We start from the raw sequence: 16,947 nt of genomic DNA on the forward strand, positions 1-16,947 counted from the left end.
CTCTTTTCCATCGGATAGATGTTGCGCGCCAAGCGTTTGGGCGTCAGCTTACTATCCTTGAGGGGGAGATTGTCATGGTTCGTACTGTTATTGGCGGCTTGGTCGGCGGGTTCGCCTTGTTCATTACCGGCTTCATCTTCTGGGGCACGCCGCTCAGCGCACTGGCGCTCAGCCGCACCGACGAGCAAGCGAGCGCCAATTTGCAGGCCGCGATGGCCCAGGCGCTGACGCCCACCGGCACCGGCGTCTATACCATTCCCGACCCCTCCTCGGCGCAGGGCACCGTGCTATACGGCAAGGGGCCAGTCGCGCAGATCTTCTATAATGAGGGCGGCTTTCCAGTGATGGACAGCGGCGCGCTGATCGGCGGATTGATTCTGGCGCTGATCGTCGGCGTGATCATCGCCATGGCGTTGCGCTTTATCGCGACCAATTTTGGCGATCGGATGCGCGTGGCGATCCTGTTCCCGCTGGCTGCCGTGTTGTGGATGCATGTCGGCCAGGCCGTGTTCAATCATGCACCCTGGGGTTACATTCTCTATCTGGCGTTTAGCGACTTTGTCGGTGTCGCACTGGCGGGCGTCATCGCTGCCAAGCTGATGGAGACCAAGGCCGAATTATTGGGCACTGACCCCGTTCACTGAGCCGCTTCTTGCGCCAGGCGGATCATGCAGGCGGCGTGGCGGCGGGCGACCAGCATCCGGTCCTCGCCATAGCCGCCGCCCATGGTGCTGGCGAGCGGGATGCCCCGCGCTTTGGCCTGGCGCATCACATAGCGGTCGCGCGCATCCAGCCCGGCATCGCTTAGCGCCAGTCGCCCCAGCCGGTCGTCGGCGTGCGGATCGACGCCAGCCTGGTAAAGAATGAGGTCGGGCGCGAAGTCGTCGAGAATGGGTGGCAGCGTGTCGGCGAGGATCGCCGCATAAGCCGTATCCTCCACCCCGTCGGGCAGAGCGATGTCGAGCGTCGAGCGCGCCTTGCGCACCGGGAAATTCTTGTCGGCATGGATCGACAGGGTGAAGATGTCGCCCCGCCCCGCCATCAGGGACGCAGTGCCGTCGCCCTGATGCACGTCGAGATCGAGGATCAGAATACGCGCAGCGTCCCCTTCCGCGATCAGCCGATGGGCGGCAATGGCGAGGTCATTGAATACGCAATAGCCCGCGCCACTATCGGCTAGTGCATGATGGCTGCCGCCTGCTGCATTGGCGCCATAGCCATGCGCCAGCGCCAGCCGCGCCGCCGCCCAGGTGCCGCCGGGCGACAGCAGTGATCGACGCATCACCCGTTCCGTGACGGCAAAGCCGATCCGCCGTTCCTTGTCGGGCGGGACGGACAGGGTCACGACCTGCTCGACATAGGCAGGATCATGCACCGCCTCGATCCAGATGCGCGGCATCGGGTCGGGCTGATGTAGGGTAAAGGGCGCGCCGGATTCGCGCAGCGCTTCCATCACCAGCCCATATTTATCGAAACGGAAACGGCTGCCGGGTGTTGCTGGGGAGACATAGGCGGAATGGTGAACAACGTGCAGCATGATCTTTTCCGCTATGGTCGTTTGAACGATGGCCGCTTTGCGCTATCTGGTCCAGCATGAACCGCTCCCCCCTGATCCGTATCCCGTTGCTGGCCTTGCTTGGTGCCAGTACCCTTTCCTTGGCTACACCAAGCGTCGCTGCACCGCCCGTCGTAGCACCGACCCTGCCCACGCCAGCGCAACCCGCGCCGACTTCGCCCGCGCCCGGCATGGTGCAGGCGATTCCGGCCGCGCCCTTGCCCGCACCGATCCCGCCCTTGTCGGCGGCGCAGGAGGCGTGGGCCAATGACTGGTTGAAGCAGGGGGCGGCGCAGGGGCTGATGGCGCGACAGAAGGCAAGCGGGCCATTGTCTGGCGAAGCGCTGGTGCGCGCTGTGCTGGACCGGGCCAAGGCGCTGTCCACCGGGCGCGTCGATACCGCCGATTTCCTGGAAGTCTGGGCGCTGCGCCCCGCGCCCTTTGATCCGCGTCCTTCGCTCGCCCGCGCTGTGGCCGAGGATCGGCTGGCGCAATGGGCAAATAGCCTGACCCCGCCCTATGCGGGCTATGACGGGCTGCGCAAGGGGCTGGTCCGCTATGAAGCGATTCGCGATCAAGGCGGCTGGCCGACCTTGACCGCGCAGTCCGCGCCCGATGTGGTGCGCGCGCGCATCGCGATCGAGGATAGCGCGGTGACGCCGGGCGAGAAGCTGAGCGACATATTGCAGCGCGCGCAGCGCCGCTATGGCCTCAACCCCACCGGCCTGCTCGACACGCGCACGCTGGCGGCGCTCAACGTCAGCATGGATGACCGGATCGCGGCAATCATGGCGAATATGGAGCGGTGGCGCTGGATGCCGCGCAACCTGCCGGTCAACCGGGTGCAGGTGAATATCGCGGCGGCCGTGCTGACCATGTTCGAAGGCGACCAGCCGATCAGTTCGATGCGCGCCGTCACGGGCAGCCCCGACAATGCAACGCCGATGCTGATGTCGAACATCCATTCGATCGTGGTCAATCCGCCGTGGAACGTGCCCATGTCGATCGCTCGGCGCGAGTTGTTCCCCAAGGGGCGGGCGACGCTGATCAAGCAGGGCTACAAGATCGTCAAGACGCCCGAAGGCGGCGAGCGGATCGTCCAGCCCGCCGGACCCAACAGCGCGCTTGGCCGGTTGAAGTTCGACTTCGCCAATCCGTTCGCGGTGTACCTGCACGACACGCCCTCACGCGGAAAATTTTCGAGCTATGACCGGCTCGCCAGCCATGGCTGCATCCGCCTCGAAAAGCCGGTGTCGCTGGCCGAACTGATGGTGGCGAGCGATCCCGAATTAAATGGCCAGATCCAGAGCCTGATCGACGAAGGCAAGACCCAGCGCGTGTCCTTGCCCAAGGAAGTGGCGGTCTATCTGCTCTACTGGACCGCTTTTGCCAGCAACAATGGCACGATGAGTTTTCGTGCCGACCCCTATGGCTGGGACAAGCTGCTTGCGAACAAGATCGAAGCGTCGAGCCGGCGCGTCGATCCCACCGCCGCCCCCGCCGCTACCATAGCTTTGAAGGATTGATCCCCCATGCGTAAAATTGCTTTTGTCGCGCTCATCGGTGCCCTCGCCTTGTCGGCCTGCGGCAAGAAGGAAGAGGAAGCGTCCGTCGTCAATAATCTGGTCGAACCGCCGGTCGAAAATGTGATCATCGAAGAGCCGGATACGGCCCTGCCGATGCCGTCGAACAATGCCGTCGCGCCGACGCCCGCAGCGCCGCCATCGGTGTCGGAGCAGCAGCAGATTCTCGACGACGCCGATGCGACCGGCATGACCGCGCGCCTGCCCGATATGCGCGATGACGCGCAGCCAGCGGACGAGGCGAGCGGTACGGAGGAATGAAGCGCATCGCCCCGGTCTTGGACCGGGGCGTTCCCTTTGCTATAGGATGCGGATGGATCGCCGCAATTTCACGAAATTCGCCTTAAGCGGATTCGCCCTGACATTTATGCCCGACACGATGGGCAAGGCTGCGCTGCCAACGGCGCCCCAACCCTTACCCGTCCCTGCGATGCCGCGCGCCGCGCCGCTGCCCCCCTATGCGGGACTGCTCGCGCGGGCGAAGGCGGCACTGGACCGCCATGCCGGTGCTGTCCTGTTGCGGGACCGGGTGGCGATTGCCGATTTCGATGCGCCGTCGAAGGATTTGCGCTTTCACGTCGTTGATCTGATGAACGGCCAGTCCAGCAGCTATCTCGTTGCGCATGGTCGCGGGTCGGACCCCGCCCATTCCGGCTGGCTCCAGAGCTTCTCCAACGAACCCAATTCGCTGGCCAGCTCGTCGGGCGCATTTCGGACGGGTGAAATGTATGTCGGGCAGCATGGGCAGGCGATGCGGCTCGCGGGCCTGGACCCGCAGAATAATAATGCGGAGCCACGCGCCATCGTCCTGCACGGCGCGGATTATGTGGGCGAGGATCATATCGCCGCGTGGGGCAAATGCGGCCGGAGCGAGGGCTGTTTCGCGGTGGCGCCGCATATGCTGCCGCACTTGCTGGGGCTGCTCGGCACGGGCCGGCTGCTCTATGCCGACAAGATCGGAGCGGGTTGAAGGGGCTTTACCGCCCCTTCAACCCTACATCTCTTAGCCAGCCTGGGGCGCGCCGGTCAGCGCCTGCGCCGAAGGCTTGTTGGTCGCATCAACACTGCCGTCAGCCAGCATCTTCTTGGACATTTCCACCGCTTCAGCCTGAAGCGCGGTGTCGCTGGTCGACTGGCTTGCACCGATCAGGGCGGACAGCAGGATATTCTTGCTGATATTGTCGCTGGCATTTTCCGCGACCGACTTGCGGGCCAGCGTCAGCGCTTCGCTATAGAGCGGTGCCGATCCAGCCTTGTCCTGCGCGCCCAGCTTCTGGTTGCCCATCTGGATCAGGATGCCCGCCAGGATGTTGCGGCTGGCCGCGTCCGTCGGCTTGGCTTCCACCACCTTGCGCCAATGGGGCAGCGATTCGCCATAGAGGGCGATCGTCTTGTCCAACTGGCCCATCGCGCCATAGGCAGCGGCATTGGCGTACAGCGCGTTGGCAAGGAAGTTTACATTGTCCATCTTGGACGGGTCGGATTCGACCGCCGTTTTGATGGCGGGGATGGCCGCTTCATATTTGGCAACGGCCGTGGCGTTGTCGCCGCTCTGCTGCGCGCTCTGGCCCGCCGTGAAATCGGTAACGGCCGTGTTGAACGCTGCGATCTGTTCCGGCGTCATTTCGGTCGCGGCGGGAGCGGCCTCTGCGGGCGCAGCGGGGGTCGTGGCGGCTGGAGCGGCGGGCGCTTCCTGCGCGAAGGCAGAGGCGGTCATCGCTGTCGAAAGGGTCAGAAAGGCGATCAGTGCGGACTTTGGCAACGTCAGGGTCTCCTTGTTCGTCATCTGGAAATATTGGTCGGGCATCATTGCTGCCCCGCAACATCTTTAATGAACGAAGGAACGATCGAGTTCCCACCCCGTCAAACTCAGCTCATCGCGCAAAAGGCTCCGGCCATGGAAAATTCGCTTTTGCGCCGTCCGCTGCGGGCTTTGGCTTCGGCATCCTCGCCCCATTGTTCGGCCTGCCAGGCCTCGTCTATCTCGGCTGCCTGCCATATTGCTTCAGCACTATGACTATTTTCCGTGACCGCAAGACCACAGACCAGCGATCCGCTAAGCGTCACCAATGTGGACAGACCCGCCAGCCTGAACGGATCATGCCTGGCAACCGCTGCGTGCAACCGGGCGAGCGTCGCTTCGGGCTGGGCGACCGGCAGGATGCCCTGCGTCACCACGAATGCCACATCATAGCGGGCGCGCGCCCAGTCGAGCAGCGGGTCCCAGGCAGCAGCCTGTCGCGCGACCAGCGTTTCGGGCGCGTGGGCGCGATAGCAGAGCAGGTCGCTCTCCCCATAGCGCGCAATCCCGGCGGCAAATTGCACGCGATTGGGTACGATATGGTCGATCGCCGCATTGGCGAGGCCGGTGAACGGCATGGACGCCGGATCGACCGTCTCCCCCTGCGCCCGCCATTCCTCGGCCACCGCCTGCGCTAGCGCCAATGTGGGCAGCGTCAGCAGCGCGCGGGCAGGGGTGCGGACCGGACGACCGTCGAGGCGAATGGCATGGCCATCGCCCTCGGCCACGATCGTCACATCCTTGTAGAAGCGTTTCATGATCCGGTCCGCTTGAACAGGGCCAGCATCAGGCGCGGCACCACCAGGAACTGGAACAGGCCGACGACGACCATGATCGCGCCGAATGCCTTGGCCTTGTCACCCTGAACCCAGGAAAAACGCTGCATGATGGCGAGGAAGCCGATCATCACGACGAACGCGCCCGACAGGCGGAACAGGCCGATGGCGAAGTGACGCTGACGCGCAATCTTTTCGCGATCGATGGGCGGAATTGGGGGCATATCGGTCATGGCGCGCCGATATGGCTGCGCAAAGCCGCGCTGTCCATCGCCACGGCTTGCGCGCCCGATGCAAGCAGTTCGGCGGGTGGGTGATAGCCCCAGGCGACGCCGATGCTGCGCACACCCGCGGCTACGCCCATGTCGATGTCGAAACTGGTGTCGCCGATCATGACCGTCGTGTCGGGCGCGGCTCCGGCTTCGGCCATAGCGGTCAGCAGCATGGACGGATGTGGCTTGGACGGGTGGCGGTCGGCGGTCTGGAGTGTGACGAAACGGTCGATCAGGCCATGATGGGTGAGGCACAGCGCCAGCCCGCGATCGGATTTCCCGGTCGCGACACCCAGCAGCCAGCCCGCCGCATCCAGTTCCACCACCAGATCGGCAATGCCGGGATAGAGCGGTTCGCACACGCCCTCTTCCCGACGCATCGCCTGGAACGCCAGCTTGTAGCGGTCGGAGAGATGATCGTGGAAATCCGCTTCCGCGTCCGGCAACAGCCGCGCGATGGCGAGCGGCAGCGACAGGCCGACGACCGAGAGGATGGCGGGCCGGTCGGGCGGGGCCAGCTTGGCTTCCTCGAACGTGCGGGTCATGGCGGTGCAGATGCTATGCTGGCTATCGACCAGCGTCCCGTCGCAATCGAACACGACAAGCGGATTGCTCATGCCAATGTCCCCCGCATCAGCGACGCCAGCGCGCCTCCGCCCACCGCGTCGAGCGCGTCGGCGACCCCGCTGCGCGCCGCTTCGGGCTTGTCCTGCCCCAGCTTGGCGGTGCCGTGCATAGCCTCGACCTGCATCGCAAAGCCGACCAGCCCGGTCATCGTCTTGTCGAACAGGCCATCGCTCATCTTGTCGCGCGTCCATAGCGGCTTGGGTGCGAGCCGCCGCTCCTGCTCGTGGCTCAGCGCGTCGATCTGCGCGATGGTTTCGGCTTTGTCCAATCGCGCTATCGGCCCGCGCAGTTCGGCCGCGACATAGTTCCAGGTCGGCACCTTGTCGGGCAGGCCATACCAGTCGGGGCTGATATAGGCCTGATCGCCGGTAACGACGATCAGCGCGTCCTGCCCGTCGAGATGCGGCACGATCGGGTTGGCGCGATGGAGGTGCAGGCCGATCCGCCGCTCGTCCAGCCAGATGAGCGGCAAATGGACGACATGCATCCGATCGGAGGCAGCGACGCAGAGCAGGCCGAAGCCCGTCTGTGTCACGAAATCACGGATCGCGGCCTGATCGGTCCAGCGATAGGGCGCGCCCGGCGTCATTCGTCGCGAGAACCTCCGCGCGACCGGCGTTCGCCCTTGCGGTCCTTGCGGACCTGCTTGGCATGCTGGCGCGCGAACTTCTTTTCATCCTCGCGGGTTGGGGTCCGGTCGATCTCATCGTCGAGCAGCATGTCGCCAAGGCTGAGGTCGAAGCCCATGTCGGCAAGGCTCGCGGCGAAATGCGTCGGCGGCTCGGCCATCACGTCGACGCGGCCGCCATCAGGATGATCGACGCGGATGCGGCGCGCGTGAAGATGCATCTTGCGGCTGATCGAGCCAGTCAGGAAACTGTCCTTGCCGCCATATTTGCCGTCGCCCACGATCGGATGGCCGATCGCCGCCAGATGCACGCGCAACTGGTGGGTGCGGCCGGTATAGGGTTGCAGCTCTACCCAGCAGGCGCGGTTGCCCGCGCGCTCGATGATGCGATAGCGGGTGCGGGCGGGCAGGCCCTCTTCCTCATCGACATGCATCTTCTCGCCGCCGGTGCCCGGCTGCTTGGCGAGCGGCAGTTCGATCATCCCGTCCGAGATGGACGGCACGCCGATTACCAGCGCCCAATAGACCTTGCGCGCGGTACGGCTGGAAAAGGCCTTGGCGAAATGCGCGGCGGCGCGGCTCGTGCGGGCGATGAGGAGCGCGCCCGACGTGTCCTTGTCCAGCCGGTGGACCAGCTTGGGGCGCGATTCGGAATCGAACATCAGGCCGTCGAGCAGCTTGTCGACATGCTCGTCGGTCCTTGTGCCGCCCTGCGTCGAAAGGCCGGGCGGCTTGTTGATGACGATCGCCTGCGCGTCGCGATGGATCACCATCTCCTGGACGAAAGCGATCTCATCCTCGGTCAGGTCGATGACGCGCTCGCGCTTGGGGCGTTCGGCGGCGGGTGCCTTGGCCTCGGCGGGCGGCACGCGGATCATCTGCCCTTCGGCAACGCGGTCGCCCGGCGCGGCACGCGCGCCGTCGATGCGCAACTGACCCGTGCGCGACCAGCGCGACACGATGTTGAAGCCGACATCGGGCAAATGCCGCTGGAACCAGCGGTCGAGGCGGATGCCGTCATCGTCGGGCTGCACCCGATATTGCCGCACGTCGAGAGAGACGCCCTTGGCCACGCTGGGCTTTGCAGGCGTGGATGGTACGGTGGCGACTTTCGCCACCGCCGCTTTGGCGGCTGGCTTGCCCGCTGGCTTTGCGCCGGATTTGAAGGGGGCCTTGAAGGCGGGCTTGCCGCCTTCGCCCTTGCGTGCGGTTGCCGCCTTGGCCCCGCCACGGGCGCGACCGGGCGCACCCGATGGCTTGGAAAAGGATCTGGCACCGCCGCCGGGCTTGCCATCAGCGGCCTTGCCGAACCCTGCCTTGCTCCCAGCGGGCTTGCCGCCCGTGGATTTGCCGGGTGCGGCAGGCTTGCGACCGCGCGGGGCGTCGCTCTTGGGTGGGGGACGGCCCTTCATGCCACGACACTCCGCATCACGCTAAGGCCAAGCGCCAACGCCACGACCGCGCCGATCACCGATGCCAGCGCATAGCCCAGCGCGACGATCATCTGGCCGCGTTCGAACATCAGCAGCGTTTCCAGGCTGAAGGCGGAAAAGGTGGTGAAGCCGCCGAGCAGGCCGACGCCAAGCAGCAGCCGGATCGGTTCGCCCGCCACCGCGCTGCCGCGCGCCAGCCATCCGGCGAGCAGCCCCATGGCGAAGCCGCCGATCAGATTGGCGGCAAAGGTGCCCCAGGGCCAGGTCGCGCCGGGGGTCAAATGCCCGGCGAAGCGGCCAAGCTGGTAGCGCAGCGCCGCGCCAATCGCGCCGCCGCCCATTACAAGAAAGATATTGGTCATGACTATCGCCCTATAGCGATTCCGCCAAAGGGGAAAGGTCGATGGTGAAACAGTCTTCCTGCGCCTCAAGCGCAGGAAGCGGACGCCCGTTACTTTCCGTTGTCGGCGATGATGTCCACGCCGGTCTTGCCGCCGGGCGCATCGGTGAAGAGGATGAAATAGGCGCTGCCATCGGCCTTGCGCGTGCCGCCCAGCACATGGTCGCCGCCCAATATCTTATGCTCGCCGTCGTAACCCGCGCGGCGGGCCACGGTATAATAATAGTCCATCACGCCCTGGCGTGGGGCGGGGGTAACGAAACTGGCCGCGCGCAGGGTGCAGCCGTCGGTCTCCGCGCCTGCCGCTTCGGTCAGCTGCGCGCCGGGATAAAGGGCGAAGGGGTCGGGCAGGCGCTGCGCCCATTCCATGCCATAAGCGAGTTTCTTCGAGCAATTGGCCGTGCCGCCGCGCCGCGTCGCCTGTTCGCGCGCGACGGCACCCAGCGTGACGCTCGACGCCATGGCGGTGCCTTCGCTGGCGGCAGGCGCAGGGAGCAGCTTGCCGCCCGCCTGCTTGACCGCTTGCGCCTGGGCCGCACCGGCATCGCCCGACAGCACCGGCACTGCGCCATTGGCGGGCTGGTCGGCGGGGCGCACGGCGTTGCGGTTGGACTGGCCCACCAGTTGCGGATCGACCACGATCGGGTCGGCCAGCGCGCCCTTGAGCGCCGGGTCGACCGCATTGTTGGTGAGTTGCGCGTCGAGCGCGGCGAGATTGGCGTCCTTGTCGCCCTTGCCGCAGGCGGCCAGGCCAACCATAAGCGTGAGCAGGGAAACAGACCGGAAAAACGCCATTCTTCACTCCTTCGTAAACAAGCCATGAAGAACGGAGGTTAATTTTTCGTTAGGACTTTTGGTGAATCCCGAAAAATTCCCCTATCGCAAGGCCAGTTTCTGCGCATTGGCCCTGTCGACCGACTTGTTCGCGCGCGGCGAAAGGATCATCTGACCATCATGCTCAATATCTTGTCCGGCTTTATCGGCCTTGTCACCCTTATCATGATGATCCCGGCGGTCTTTCCGTTTCTGGGCGCGCTCAACTGGATCTTCGTGCCCATGGCGCTGTTCGGCGCCTTTATCGGCATGTTCTCCTCGAAAAATGGTGGCCGCAATTTCTGCCTGATCGTCGCGGCGTTCGGCGCGTTGCGGCTGTTCATGGGCGGGGGGCTTATCTGACCGACGCGGACGCCAGTACACGCCGGGGATTGCTCGCGGCGCTGGGCGCTTATGGGCTTTGGGGGCTGCTGCCGATCTTCTTCCGGCTGCTGCACCATGTCGATCCGGTCGAAATCGTTACCCAGCGCATCCTCTGGTCGCTGCTGCTGATCCTGACCCTGCTGGCGCTGCGTAACGGCATCGGCCCGATGATCGCCGTGCTGCGCGACCGTCGCCTGCTGCTGGCGCTGGCTGGATCGGCGGTGATGATCGCGATCAACTGGCTGGTCTATGTCTGGGCGGTCAATGACGGCCATGTCGTGGCGACCAGCCTTGGTTATTTCCTCAACCCGCTGGTCAATGTGGCGCTGGGCGTGCTAGTGCTGAAGGAACGGCTGCGGCGCGGGCAGATGCTGGCGATTGGCTTTGCCGCAGTGGGGGTCGCCATATTGGCGGCGTCCGCGATCACGACCCTGTGGATCAGCCTGACGCTCGCCTTCAGCTTCGCCTTCTACGCGCTGATCCGCAAGATGACGCCGGTAGCACCGATGACGGGGCTGGGGGTAGAAACCTTGCTCCTCGCGCCGCTGGCGGTCGCCTATCTCGTCTGGGAAGCGAGCCGTGGCCCCATCGGCTTTGGACAGGACATGTCCATCACCGCCTTGCTCATCATCGCAGGCGTAGTGACCACCGTGCCGCTGGTGCTGTTCGCCACGGCCGCGCGCAGCCTGCCCATGGCGACGCTGGGCGTGCTGCAATATCTCGCACCCACGCTGCAATTTATCTGCGGTGTCGTGCTGTTCGGCGAGACGCTGAGCTTAGGTCAAATGCTGAGCTTCGGCCTGATCTGGGTCGGCCTCATCCTGTTCGCGACGGACAGCGTGAAGGCCGCCCGCCGCAATCGGGTCGTGACGGCTTAGGAAAATTCGGTCGCCTCGAACCGCACCGGTTCGCCCACGGCAGCGTCGGCCAGCGCATCTCCCCACATCACGCGATGGCCGCGGATGATGGTGCCGACCGCCTTGCCGGTCAGGTCCATCCCCTCGAACGGCGACCAGTCGCAGCGCGAGGCAAGCCAGTCCTTGCCCACGGTCCAGCGCTTCTTGAGGTCCACCACGGTAAAATCGGCATCATAGCCAAGCGCGATGCGGCCCTTGCCGACCAGTCCGAACACCCGCTGCGGTCCCGACGAGGTGAGTTCGATGAAGCGGCGCAGCGTCAGCCGCCCCTCTGCCACATGGTTGAGCAACAGCGGCACGAGCGTCTGCACCCCCGGCATGCCGCTGGGGCTTGCGGGATAAGTCTTGCCCTTTTCCTCGATCGTGTGCGGCGCATGGTCGCTGCCCAGCACGTCGGGCACGCCCTGATTAAGCCACTGCCACAGCCCGTCGCGATGCGCGGCGCTGCGGATCGGCGGGTTCATCTGCGCATAGCTGCCAAGGCGCGGATAGGCATCCTCCCCCGCCAGCGTCAGATGCTGCGGCGTCACTTCGCAGGTGGCGATATCCTTGTTCTGGCCGATATATTCCAGCTCGGCCGGCGTCGTGATGTGCAGGATATGGATGCGCCGCCGCGCGGCGCGGGCGAGCGCGATGATCCGCTTGGTCGCGAGCATCGCGCTTTCATCGTCGCGCCAGACCGGATGAGACGATGGGTCGCCTTGCACCCGATAGTCTTTGCGCGCGTTCATCCGCGCTTCGTCCTCGGCATGGATGGCGACGCGGCGGGTGCCGCTGGCGAGCACGCGCGACAGCGCATCATCATCATCGACCAGCAGGCTGCCGGTCGAGGCACCCATGAAGATCTTGACCCCCGCCGTGCCGGGGATGCGTTCCAGCTCGCGCAACTGTTCGGCATTGTCCGCCGTCGCGCCGACATAAAAGGCATGGTCGCACCACATGCGATGCCGGGCGCGGACCAGCTTGTCATGGACGCGCGCGGCGGTGTCGGTGTTGGGATTGGTGTTGGGCATTTCGAACACGGCGGTCACCCCGCCCAGCACCGCCGCGCGGCTGCCTGATTCCAGGTCTTCCTTATGTTCCAGGCCCGGTTCGCGGAAATGCACCTGGCTGTCGATGCAGCCGGGCAGCACGTCCAGCCCGCTACAGTCGATCACCTCGCCCGCATCACCCAGGCCGGAACCGATCGCGACGATCTTTCCCCCGCGCACGCCCACGTCCGTCTGCTCCGCGCCACCCGGTGTATGGACGGTGCCGTTCTTGAGGATCAGGTCGAAAGTCTGGGTCATGGCGTGGTTCCGCTTGTCAAAACCCGCTCGGCCCGAACGGGTTGGTTATTCAGCGCGACTGTCCTACCTAAAGCCGATGACCGGCACCACCCTCACCGACCGCGCGCTCCTCAGAATTTCAGGCGAGGAGGCCAAGCCCTTCCTGCAAGGGCTGCTGACCCGCGACGTCCTGACGCTCAAGCCGGGGGAGGCGCGCTGGACCGGGCTGTTGACGCCGCAGGGCAAGGCGCTGTTCGACTTCCTGCTATGGGGAGACGGCGAGGATGTGCTGATCGACTGCGAGGCGGCGCAAGCCGAGGCGCTGGCCAAGCGCCTCACCCTCTATCGCCTGCGCCGCAAGGTCGTGATCGCGCGGGACGATGCGCTGGCGGTGCATTGGTCACCAGAAGCCCTAGACAGGCCGCTTGACCCGCGCCTGCCAGCACTCGGCCATCGCTGGATCGCGCCAGCGGGGGAGGGGGATGCCTCTGCCGCCTTCCGCGCGCATCGGCTGGCGATCGGCGTGTTCGAAGGGGTGGGGGAACTGGGGCAGGACCAGACGCTCTGGCTCGAAACCAATGCCGGGGAGCTGCATGGCGTCGATTATGACAAGGGCTGCTATGTCGGTCAGGAAAATACCGCGCGGATGCATTATCGCGCCAAGGTGAACCGGCGGCTGGTCGCGGTGCCGCTGGCGCAGGCCGAGGAGAAGCGCCAGCGGGCCGCCTTGCCCGACCTTGGCCTGTCGATCGAATTGCGGCGGGTGGAGGATCTGGACCCCGCGCGGCTGCCGGACTGGCTGGCCCAGGCGATCGCGGCACAGGTGGCGGAATGAGCTACCGGCCCCTGTGGCGGACGCTTCTTGTTGCGGTGCTTGCCCTCATCGTCACGCCAGCCATGGCCGACACGTCCTGGACGCTGGTCAAAACCTACCCGCATGACAGGACGGCCTTTACCCAGGGCCTCTTCTTCCACGACGGTGCGCTGTATGAAAGCACGGGGCTGGAGGGCCGGTCGGACATTCGCAAGGTCGCGCTCAAGACCGGGAAAATCCTCCAGCGCCGCGTGATCGAACCGCCCTATTTCGGTGAGGGCATGGTCAACTGGAACGACCGGATCGTCAGCCTGACCTGGCGGCACCGGCGCGGTTTCGTCTGGCGGCTCGACGATTTCGCGCCGATCGCCGACTTCCGCTATGAAGGCGAAGGCTGGGGCCTGACTCAGGACGGTAAGAGCCTGATCATGAGCGATGGCACCGCGCAACTGCGCTTCCTCGACCCCGACACGCTGACCGAGCAGCGCCGTATTACCGTAAGCTGGAACGGCCGGACGGTCGATCGACTGAACGAACTGGAATATGTCCGCGGCGAAATCTGGGCCAATATCTGGTATGACACGAAGATTGCCCGGATCGACCCAAGCAATGGCGCGGTGATCGACTGGCTCGATATCGCCGCGCTGCGTAAAGCGGCCGGGGTGACGAACAGCGAGGCGGTGGCCAACGGCATCGCCTGGGACAGTAAAAGGGACCGGCTGTTCGTGACCGGAAAGAACTGGCCCAAACTCTTCGAGATCAAGGTTGCCCGCCCTGCCGAATAGAGTGTCATGCGGTTGACAGGAAGCGACCGAATCGCTAGTGGCGACCGATCCCGACACGCAGGTGACCGGCAGTGCTTTGTGCACTGACCGTCTTTTTTGCGTCTCGGAGGATAGTATGGATCGCGCTTTTCCGCCAGGAAAACCGGCCTTTGACGCTTTGAGATGGGGTGACGCCAATCGCCCCGTGGAGCAGGAGATTTAAGTACCATGGCACGTATTGCGGGTGTTAACATCCCGACCAACAAGCGCGTAATCATCGCGCTCACCTACATTCACGGCATTGGTCGCAAGACCGCCGTTGATATCGCCACCAAGCTCGGCATCGACCAGAGCCGTCGTATTCAGGATCTTTCGGACGCCGAAGTGCTCCAGATCCGTGAAACCATCGACGCCGACCTGACGGTCGAGGGCGATCTGCGTCGCAACACCGCGATGAACATCAAGCGCCTGATGGATCTGGCCTGCTATCGCGGCCTGCGTCATCGTAAGGGTCTGCCGGTTCGTGGCCAGCGCACGCACACCAATGCGCGCACCCGCAAGGGCAAGGCAAAGGCGATTGCCGGTAAGAAGAAGTAATCGTTGAGGGTCTCAAGCCTTTTGGCCTGACCCTCCGGCGACTTCTCCTTTTAAACGATTTCAGTAGGATAGAGCAAAATGGCACGCGAACCCCAGCGCATTAAGCGCCGTGAGCGCAAGAATATCTCGGCCGGCGTCGCGCACGTCAACGCCAGCTTCAACAACACCATGGTGACCATCACCGACGCCCAGGGCAATGCGATTTCCTGGTCCTCGGCCGGCATGATGGGGTTCAAGGGCAGCCGCAAGTCGACCCCGTACGCCGCTCAGGTGTGCGCCGAAGACGCGGGCCGCAAGGCCGCCGAACATGGCGTTCGTACCCTGGAAGTCGAAGTAAAGGGCCCCGGTTCGGGTCGTGAATCGGCTCTGCGCGCGCTGCAGGCCGTCGGCTTCCACATCACCTCGATACGCGACGTGACGCCGATCCCGCACAATGGCGTGCGTCCGTCCAAGCGCCGCCGCGTCTAACCACGGCTGAGCGATATGGCGGGCGGCGGACGCGCCGCCCGTTACCCGTCTGCATCGGCCGCAACGTCCTGTCGGGTCCAGGATCATAAGCGTTTCGGCCACATCCCCAGGGGAATTACATGACTGTCAACATGAAGAACTGGCAGGAATTGAAGAAGCCCAACGCGCTGGAAATCAAGCCAACCAGCGACGGCAAGCGTAAGGCGACCTTCGTCGCCGAGCCACTAGAGCGCGGTTTCGGCCTGACGCTTGGCAACGCGCTACGCCGGGTTCTTCTTTCCTCGCTCCAGGGCGCGGCGGTCACCTCGATCAAGATCGAGAACGTCCTGCACGAATTTTCGTCGCTCGCTGGCGTGCGTGAGGACGTGACCGATATCGTCCTCAACATCAAGCAGGTTGCGCTGCGGATGGAAGGCGACGGGCCAAAGCGCCTGCAGCTTTCCGCCACTGGCCCCGCCGTGGTCAAGGCAGGCGACATCAGCGTCGTCGGCGATATCGAGGTGATGAACCCCGATCTGGTCATCTGCCATCTCGACCAGGGCGCCACGCTTAATATGGAACTGACGGCTGACATCGGCAAGGGCTATGTCCCCGCCGTTGCCAACCGCCCGGCCGACGCGCCGATCGGCCTCATCCCGATCGACGCGCTCTATTCGCCGGTCCGTCAGGTCGCCTATAAGGTGGATAACACCCGCGTTGGCCAGGAACTGGACTATGACAAGCTGTCGCTGACCGTCGAAACCGACGGCACCGTCACGCCGGAAGACGCGGTGGCCTTCGCCGCCCGTATCCTGCAGGACCAGCTCCAGCTGTTCGTCCACTTCGAAGATGCACTGCCGACCGCAGCGCCGTCGCAGGGCGGCCATGCCGTCGCATCGACCTCGGACAGCGAAGGCGACACCAACCAGATCAACCGCTATCTTCTCAAGAAGGTGGACGAACTGGAATTGTCGGTCCGCTCGGCCAACTGCCTCAAGAACGACAACATCATCTATATCGGCGATCTGGTCCAGAAGACTGAAGCCGAGATGCTGCGCACTCCCAATTTCGGTCGCAAATCGCTGAACGAAATCAAGGAAGTGCTGTCGTCCATGGGCCTGCGCCTGGGCATGGATATCCCCGGCTGGCCGCCTGAGAATATCGAGGAAATGGCCAAGAAGCTCGAACAAGAGCTGCTGGGCTGAGGAAAACTCCTCCCCGGCACGGGGAGGGGGACCAGCCAAAGGCTGGTGGAGGGGGCAGGCCGCAGGCGCTTCGCTTTGGGAACGCCCCCTCCGTCAGCCCTTCGGGCTGCCACCGCCCCGTACCGGGGAGGAAGGGGTTGTCGGCGGTGGCCCTTATCACCGCCAGGTCTGGGGTACCTCGAACGGCCCCTTAACGAACGAAGGAAGAGACTATGCGTCATAAAATGGGTCAGCGTAAGCTGCAACGCGCCACCGGCCATCGTAACGCGCTGCTGCGCAACCTCGCCGCCTCGCTCATCAAGCATGAGCAGATCATGACCGGCACGGTCAAGGCGAAGGCCCTGCGTCCCTATGTCGAAAAGCTGATCACGCTGGCGAAGAAGGGTGGTCTGTCCAACCGTCGTCTCGCCCATGCGCGGCTGCAGGACGACACGCAGCTGATCAAGCTGTTCGAGACGCTGGCCGAGCGCTACAAGGATCGCAACGGCGGCTATACCCGCGTGATCAAGGCTGGCTTCCGCGCGTCGGACGCTGCGCCGATGGCGATCATCGAGCTGGTCGATCGCGACGTCAGCGCCAAGGGTCAGGATTCCGGCCCGCTGCAGAATGAAGACGAAGACGAGCTGGAAGCAGCCTGATCCTTCAAGTCCGATCGTCAGCATG

General features: G+C 64.6%; 22 protein-coding genes. 12 read left to right on the forward strand and 10 right to left on the reverse strand.

All coding sequences use genetic code 11. From position 1 onward, the window contains the following. Nucleotides 1–74 precede the first annotated feature (74 nt). Complete coding sequence (locus J2W40_RS10305; RefSeq protein WP_310224354.1) at nucleotides 75–644, forward strand: hypothetical protein; 570 nt, start codon at nucleotides 75–77, stop codon at nucleotides 642–644. Here the strand turns inward: J2W40_RS10305 and J2W40_RS10310 are convergent. Then, complete coding sequence (locus J2W40_RS10310; protein ID WP_310224356.1) at nucleotides 638–1,537, reverse strand: histone deacetylase family protein; 900 nt, start codon at nucleotides 1,535–1,537, stop codon at nucleotides 638–640. The genes J2W40_RS10305 and J2W40_RS10310 overlap by 7 nt on opposite strands. A gap of 56 nt (nucleotides 1,538–1,593) precedes the next feature. Here J2W40_RS10310 and J2W40_RS10315 point away from each other — a divergent pair, with 56 nt between their 5' ends. From J2W40_RS10315 to J2W40_RS10325, 3 genes are read left to right on the forward strand one after another with little or no spacing between them, the layout of a single operon-like run. Continuing rightward, nucleotides 1,594–3,081, forward strand: coding sequence for a L,D-transpeptidase family protein (locus tag J2W40_RS10315; RefSeq protein WP_310224359.1), 1,488 nt, complete (start codon nucleotides 1,594–1,596; stop codon nucleotides 3,079–3,081). A 6-nt stretch (nucleotides 3,082–3,087) separates the two neighbouring features. Continuing rightward, nucleotides 3,088–3,399: a hypothetical protein gene (locus tag J2W40_RS10320; protein WP_310224361.1), complete on the forward strand. Its 312-nt coding sequence runs from the start codon at nucleotides 3,088–3,090 to the stop codon at nucleotides 3,397–3,399. 52 nt (nucleotides 3,400–3,451) lie between these two features. Next, nucleotides 3,452–4,108 carry a murein L,D-transpeptidase catalytic domain-containing protein gene (locus J2W40_RS10325; RefSeq protein ID WP_310224363.1) on the forward strand — a complete coding sequence of 219 codons (657 nt, stop codon included), beginning with the start codon at nucleotides 3,452–3,454 and terminating at the stop codon, nucleotides 4,106–4,108. A gap of 33 nt (nucleotides 4,109–4,141) precedes the next feature. Here J2W40_RS10325 and J2W40_RS10330 read toward each other — a convergent pair whose 3' ends face one another. The 8 genes from J2W40_RS10330 to J2W40_RS10365 form a co-directional block, all read right to left on the reverse strand. After that, nucleotides 4,142–4,924 (reverse strand): hypothetical protein, encoded by a 783-nt coding sequence (locus J2W40_RS10330; RefSeq protein WP_310224365.1) that lies wholly within the window; start codon nucleotides 4,922–4,924, stop codon nucleotides 4,142–4,144. A gap of 83 nt (nucleotides 4,925–5,007) precedes the next feature. Next, the gene (locus J2W40_RS10335) at nucleotides 5,008–5,697 is read right to left on the reverse strand and encodes an ATP12 family chaperone protein (RefSeq protein WP_310224367.1); all 690 of its coding nucleotides are present in this window, start codon (nucleotides 5,695–5,697) and stop codon (nucleotides 5,008–5,010) included. Next, complete coding sequence (locus tag J2W40_RS10340) at nucleotides 5,694–5,948, reverse strand: hypothetical protein (protein WP_310224369.1); 255 nt, start codon at nucleotides 5,946–5,948, stop codon at nucleotides 5,694–5,696. The genes J2W40_RS10335 and J2W40_RS10340 overlap by 4 nt, the downstream gene beginning before the upstream one ends. Further along, a complete protein-coding gene (locus J2W40_RS10345) occupies nucleotides 5,945–6,604 on the reverse strand; it encodes an HAD-IA family hydrolase (protein WP_310224371.1) in 660 nt (219 codons plus the stop codon). The genes J2W40_RS10340 and J2W40_RS10345 overlap by 4 nt, the downstream gene beginning before the upstream one ends. Then, nucleotides 6,601–7,203, reverse strand: a complete 603-nt coding sequence (locus tag J2W40_RS10350; protein WP_310224373.1) for an FMN-binding negative transcriptional regulator — start codon at nucleotides 7,201–7,203, stop codon at nucleotides 6,601–6,603. Before J2W40_RS10350 ends, J2W40_RS10345 begins: the two co-directional genes overlap by 4 nt. After that, complete coding sequence (locus J2W40_RS10355; RefSeq protein WP_310224375.1) at nucleotides 7,200–8,654, reverse strand: RluA family pseudouridine synthase; 1,455 nt, start codon at nucleotides 8,652–8,654, stop codon at nucleotides 7,200–7,202. The genes J2W40_RS10350 and J2W40_RS10355 overlap by 4 nt, the downstream gene beginning before the upstream one ends. Beyond that, the gene (gene crcB, locus J2W40_RS10360; RefSeq protein WP_310224377.1) at nucleotides 8,651–9,037 is read right to left on the reverse strand and encodes a fluoride efflux transporter CrcB; all 387 of its coding nucleotides are present in this window, start codon (nucleotides 9,035–9,037) and stop codon (nucleotides 8,651–8,653) included. Before crcB ends, J2W40_RS10355 begins: the two co-directional genes overlap by 4 nt. Nucleotides 9,038–9,126: 89 nt before the next feature. After that, complete coding sequence (locus J2W40_RS10365; RefSeq protein WP_310224379.1) at nucleotides 9,127–9,870, reverse strand: hypothetical protein; 744 nt, start codon at nucleotides 9,868–9,870, stop codon at nucleotides 9,127–9,129. A gap of 159 nt (nucleotides 9,871–10,029) precedes the next feature. Between J2W40_RS10365 and J2W40_RS10370 the strand changes: the two genes are divergently transcribed. Continuing rightward, on the forward strand, nucleotides 10,030–10,251 hold the full coding sequence (locus J2W40_RS10370; RefSeq protein WP_043150086.1) for a hypothetical protein: 222 nt from the start codon (nucleotides 10,030–10,032) through the stop codon (nucleotides 10,249–10,251). A 29-nt stretch (nucleotides 10,252–10,280) separates the two neighbouring features. Then, a complete protein-coding gene (rarD, locus tag J2W40_RS10375; RefSeq protein ID WP_310224382.1) occupies nucleotides 10,281–11,150 on the forward strand; it encodes an EamA family transporter RarD in 870 nt (289 codons plus the stop codon). Here the strand turns inward: rarD and J2W40_RS10380 are convergent. Then, on the reverse strand, nucleotides 11,147–12,478 hold the full coding sequence (locus tag J2W40_RS10380; protein ID WP_310224384.1) for a dihydroorotase: 1,332 nt from the start codon (nucleotides 12,476–12,478) through the stop codon (nucleotides 11,147–11,149). The genes rarD and J2W40_RS10380 overlap by 4 nt on opposite strands. Nucleotides 12,479–12,554: 76 nt before the next feature. Between J2W40_RS10380 and ygfZ the strand changes: the two genes are divergently transcribed. The 6 genes from ygfZ to rplQ all read left to right on the forward strand — a co-directional run bounded on the left by ygfZ (nucleotide 12,555) and on the right by rplQ (nucleotide 16,922). Next, entirely contained in the window at nucleotides 12,555–13,292 is a 738-nt protein-coding gene (gene ygfZ, locus J2W40_RS10385; RefSeq protein WP_310224386.1) for a CAF17-like 4Fe-4S cluster assembly/insertion protein YgfZ, read from the forward strand. Beyond that, nucleotides 13,289–14,056 carry a glutaminyl-peptide cyclotransferase gene (locus tag J2W40_RS10390; protein WP_310224388.1) on the forward strand — a complete coding sequence of 256 codons (768 nt, stop codon included), beginning with the start codon at nucleotides 13,289–13,291 and terminating at the stop codon, nucleotides 14,054–14,056. The genes ygfZ and J2W40_RS10390 overlap by 4 nt, the downstream gene beginning before the upstream one ends. A gap of 207 nt (nucleotides 14,057–14,263) precedes the next feature. Continuing rightward, on the forward strand, nucleotides 14,264–14,632 hold the full coding sequence (gene rpsM, locus J2W40_RS10395; protein ID WP_037477457.1) for a 30S ribosomal protein S13: 369 nt from the start codon (nucleotides 14,264–14,266) through the stop codon (nucleotides 14,630–14,632). Nucleotides 14,633–14,710: 78 nt separating this feature from the next. Then, the gene (gene rpsK / locus J2W40_RS10400) at nucleotides 14,711–15,100 is read left to right on the forward strand and encodes a 30S ribosomal protein S11 (RefSeq protein WP_004208752.1); all 390 of its coding nucleotides are present in this window, start codon (nucleotides 14,711–14,713) and stop codon (nucleotides 15,098–15,100) included. Between the two features lie 119 nt (nucleotides 15,101–15,219). Further along, nucleotides 15,220–16,284 (forward strand): DNA-directed RNA polymerase subunit alpha, encoded by a 1,065-nt coding sequence (locus J2W40_RS10405; protein WP_037477455.1) that lies wholly within the window; start codon nucleotides 15,220–15,222, stop codon nucleotides 16,282–16,284. A 212-nt stretch (nucleotides 16,285–16,496) separates the two neighbouring features. Beyond that, nucleotides 16,497–16,922 (forward strand): 50S ribosomal protein L17, encoded by a 426-nt coding sequence (gene rplQ / locus J2W40_RS10410; RefSeq protein ID WP_037477453.1) that lies wholly within the window; start codon nucleotides 16,497–16,499, stop codon nucleotides 16,920–16,922. The last annotated feature ends 25 nt before the right edge of the window (nucleotides 16,923–16,947 follow it).

It is taken from the genome of Sphingobium xenophagum (genome assembly GCF_031457465.1).
In the GTDB taxonomy this organism is placed as follows: Bacteria; Pseudomonadota; Alphaproteobacteria; order Sphingomonadales; family Sphingomonadaceae; genus Sphingobium; species Sphingobium xenophagum_A.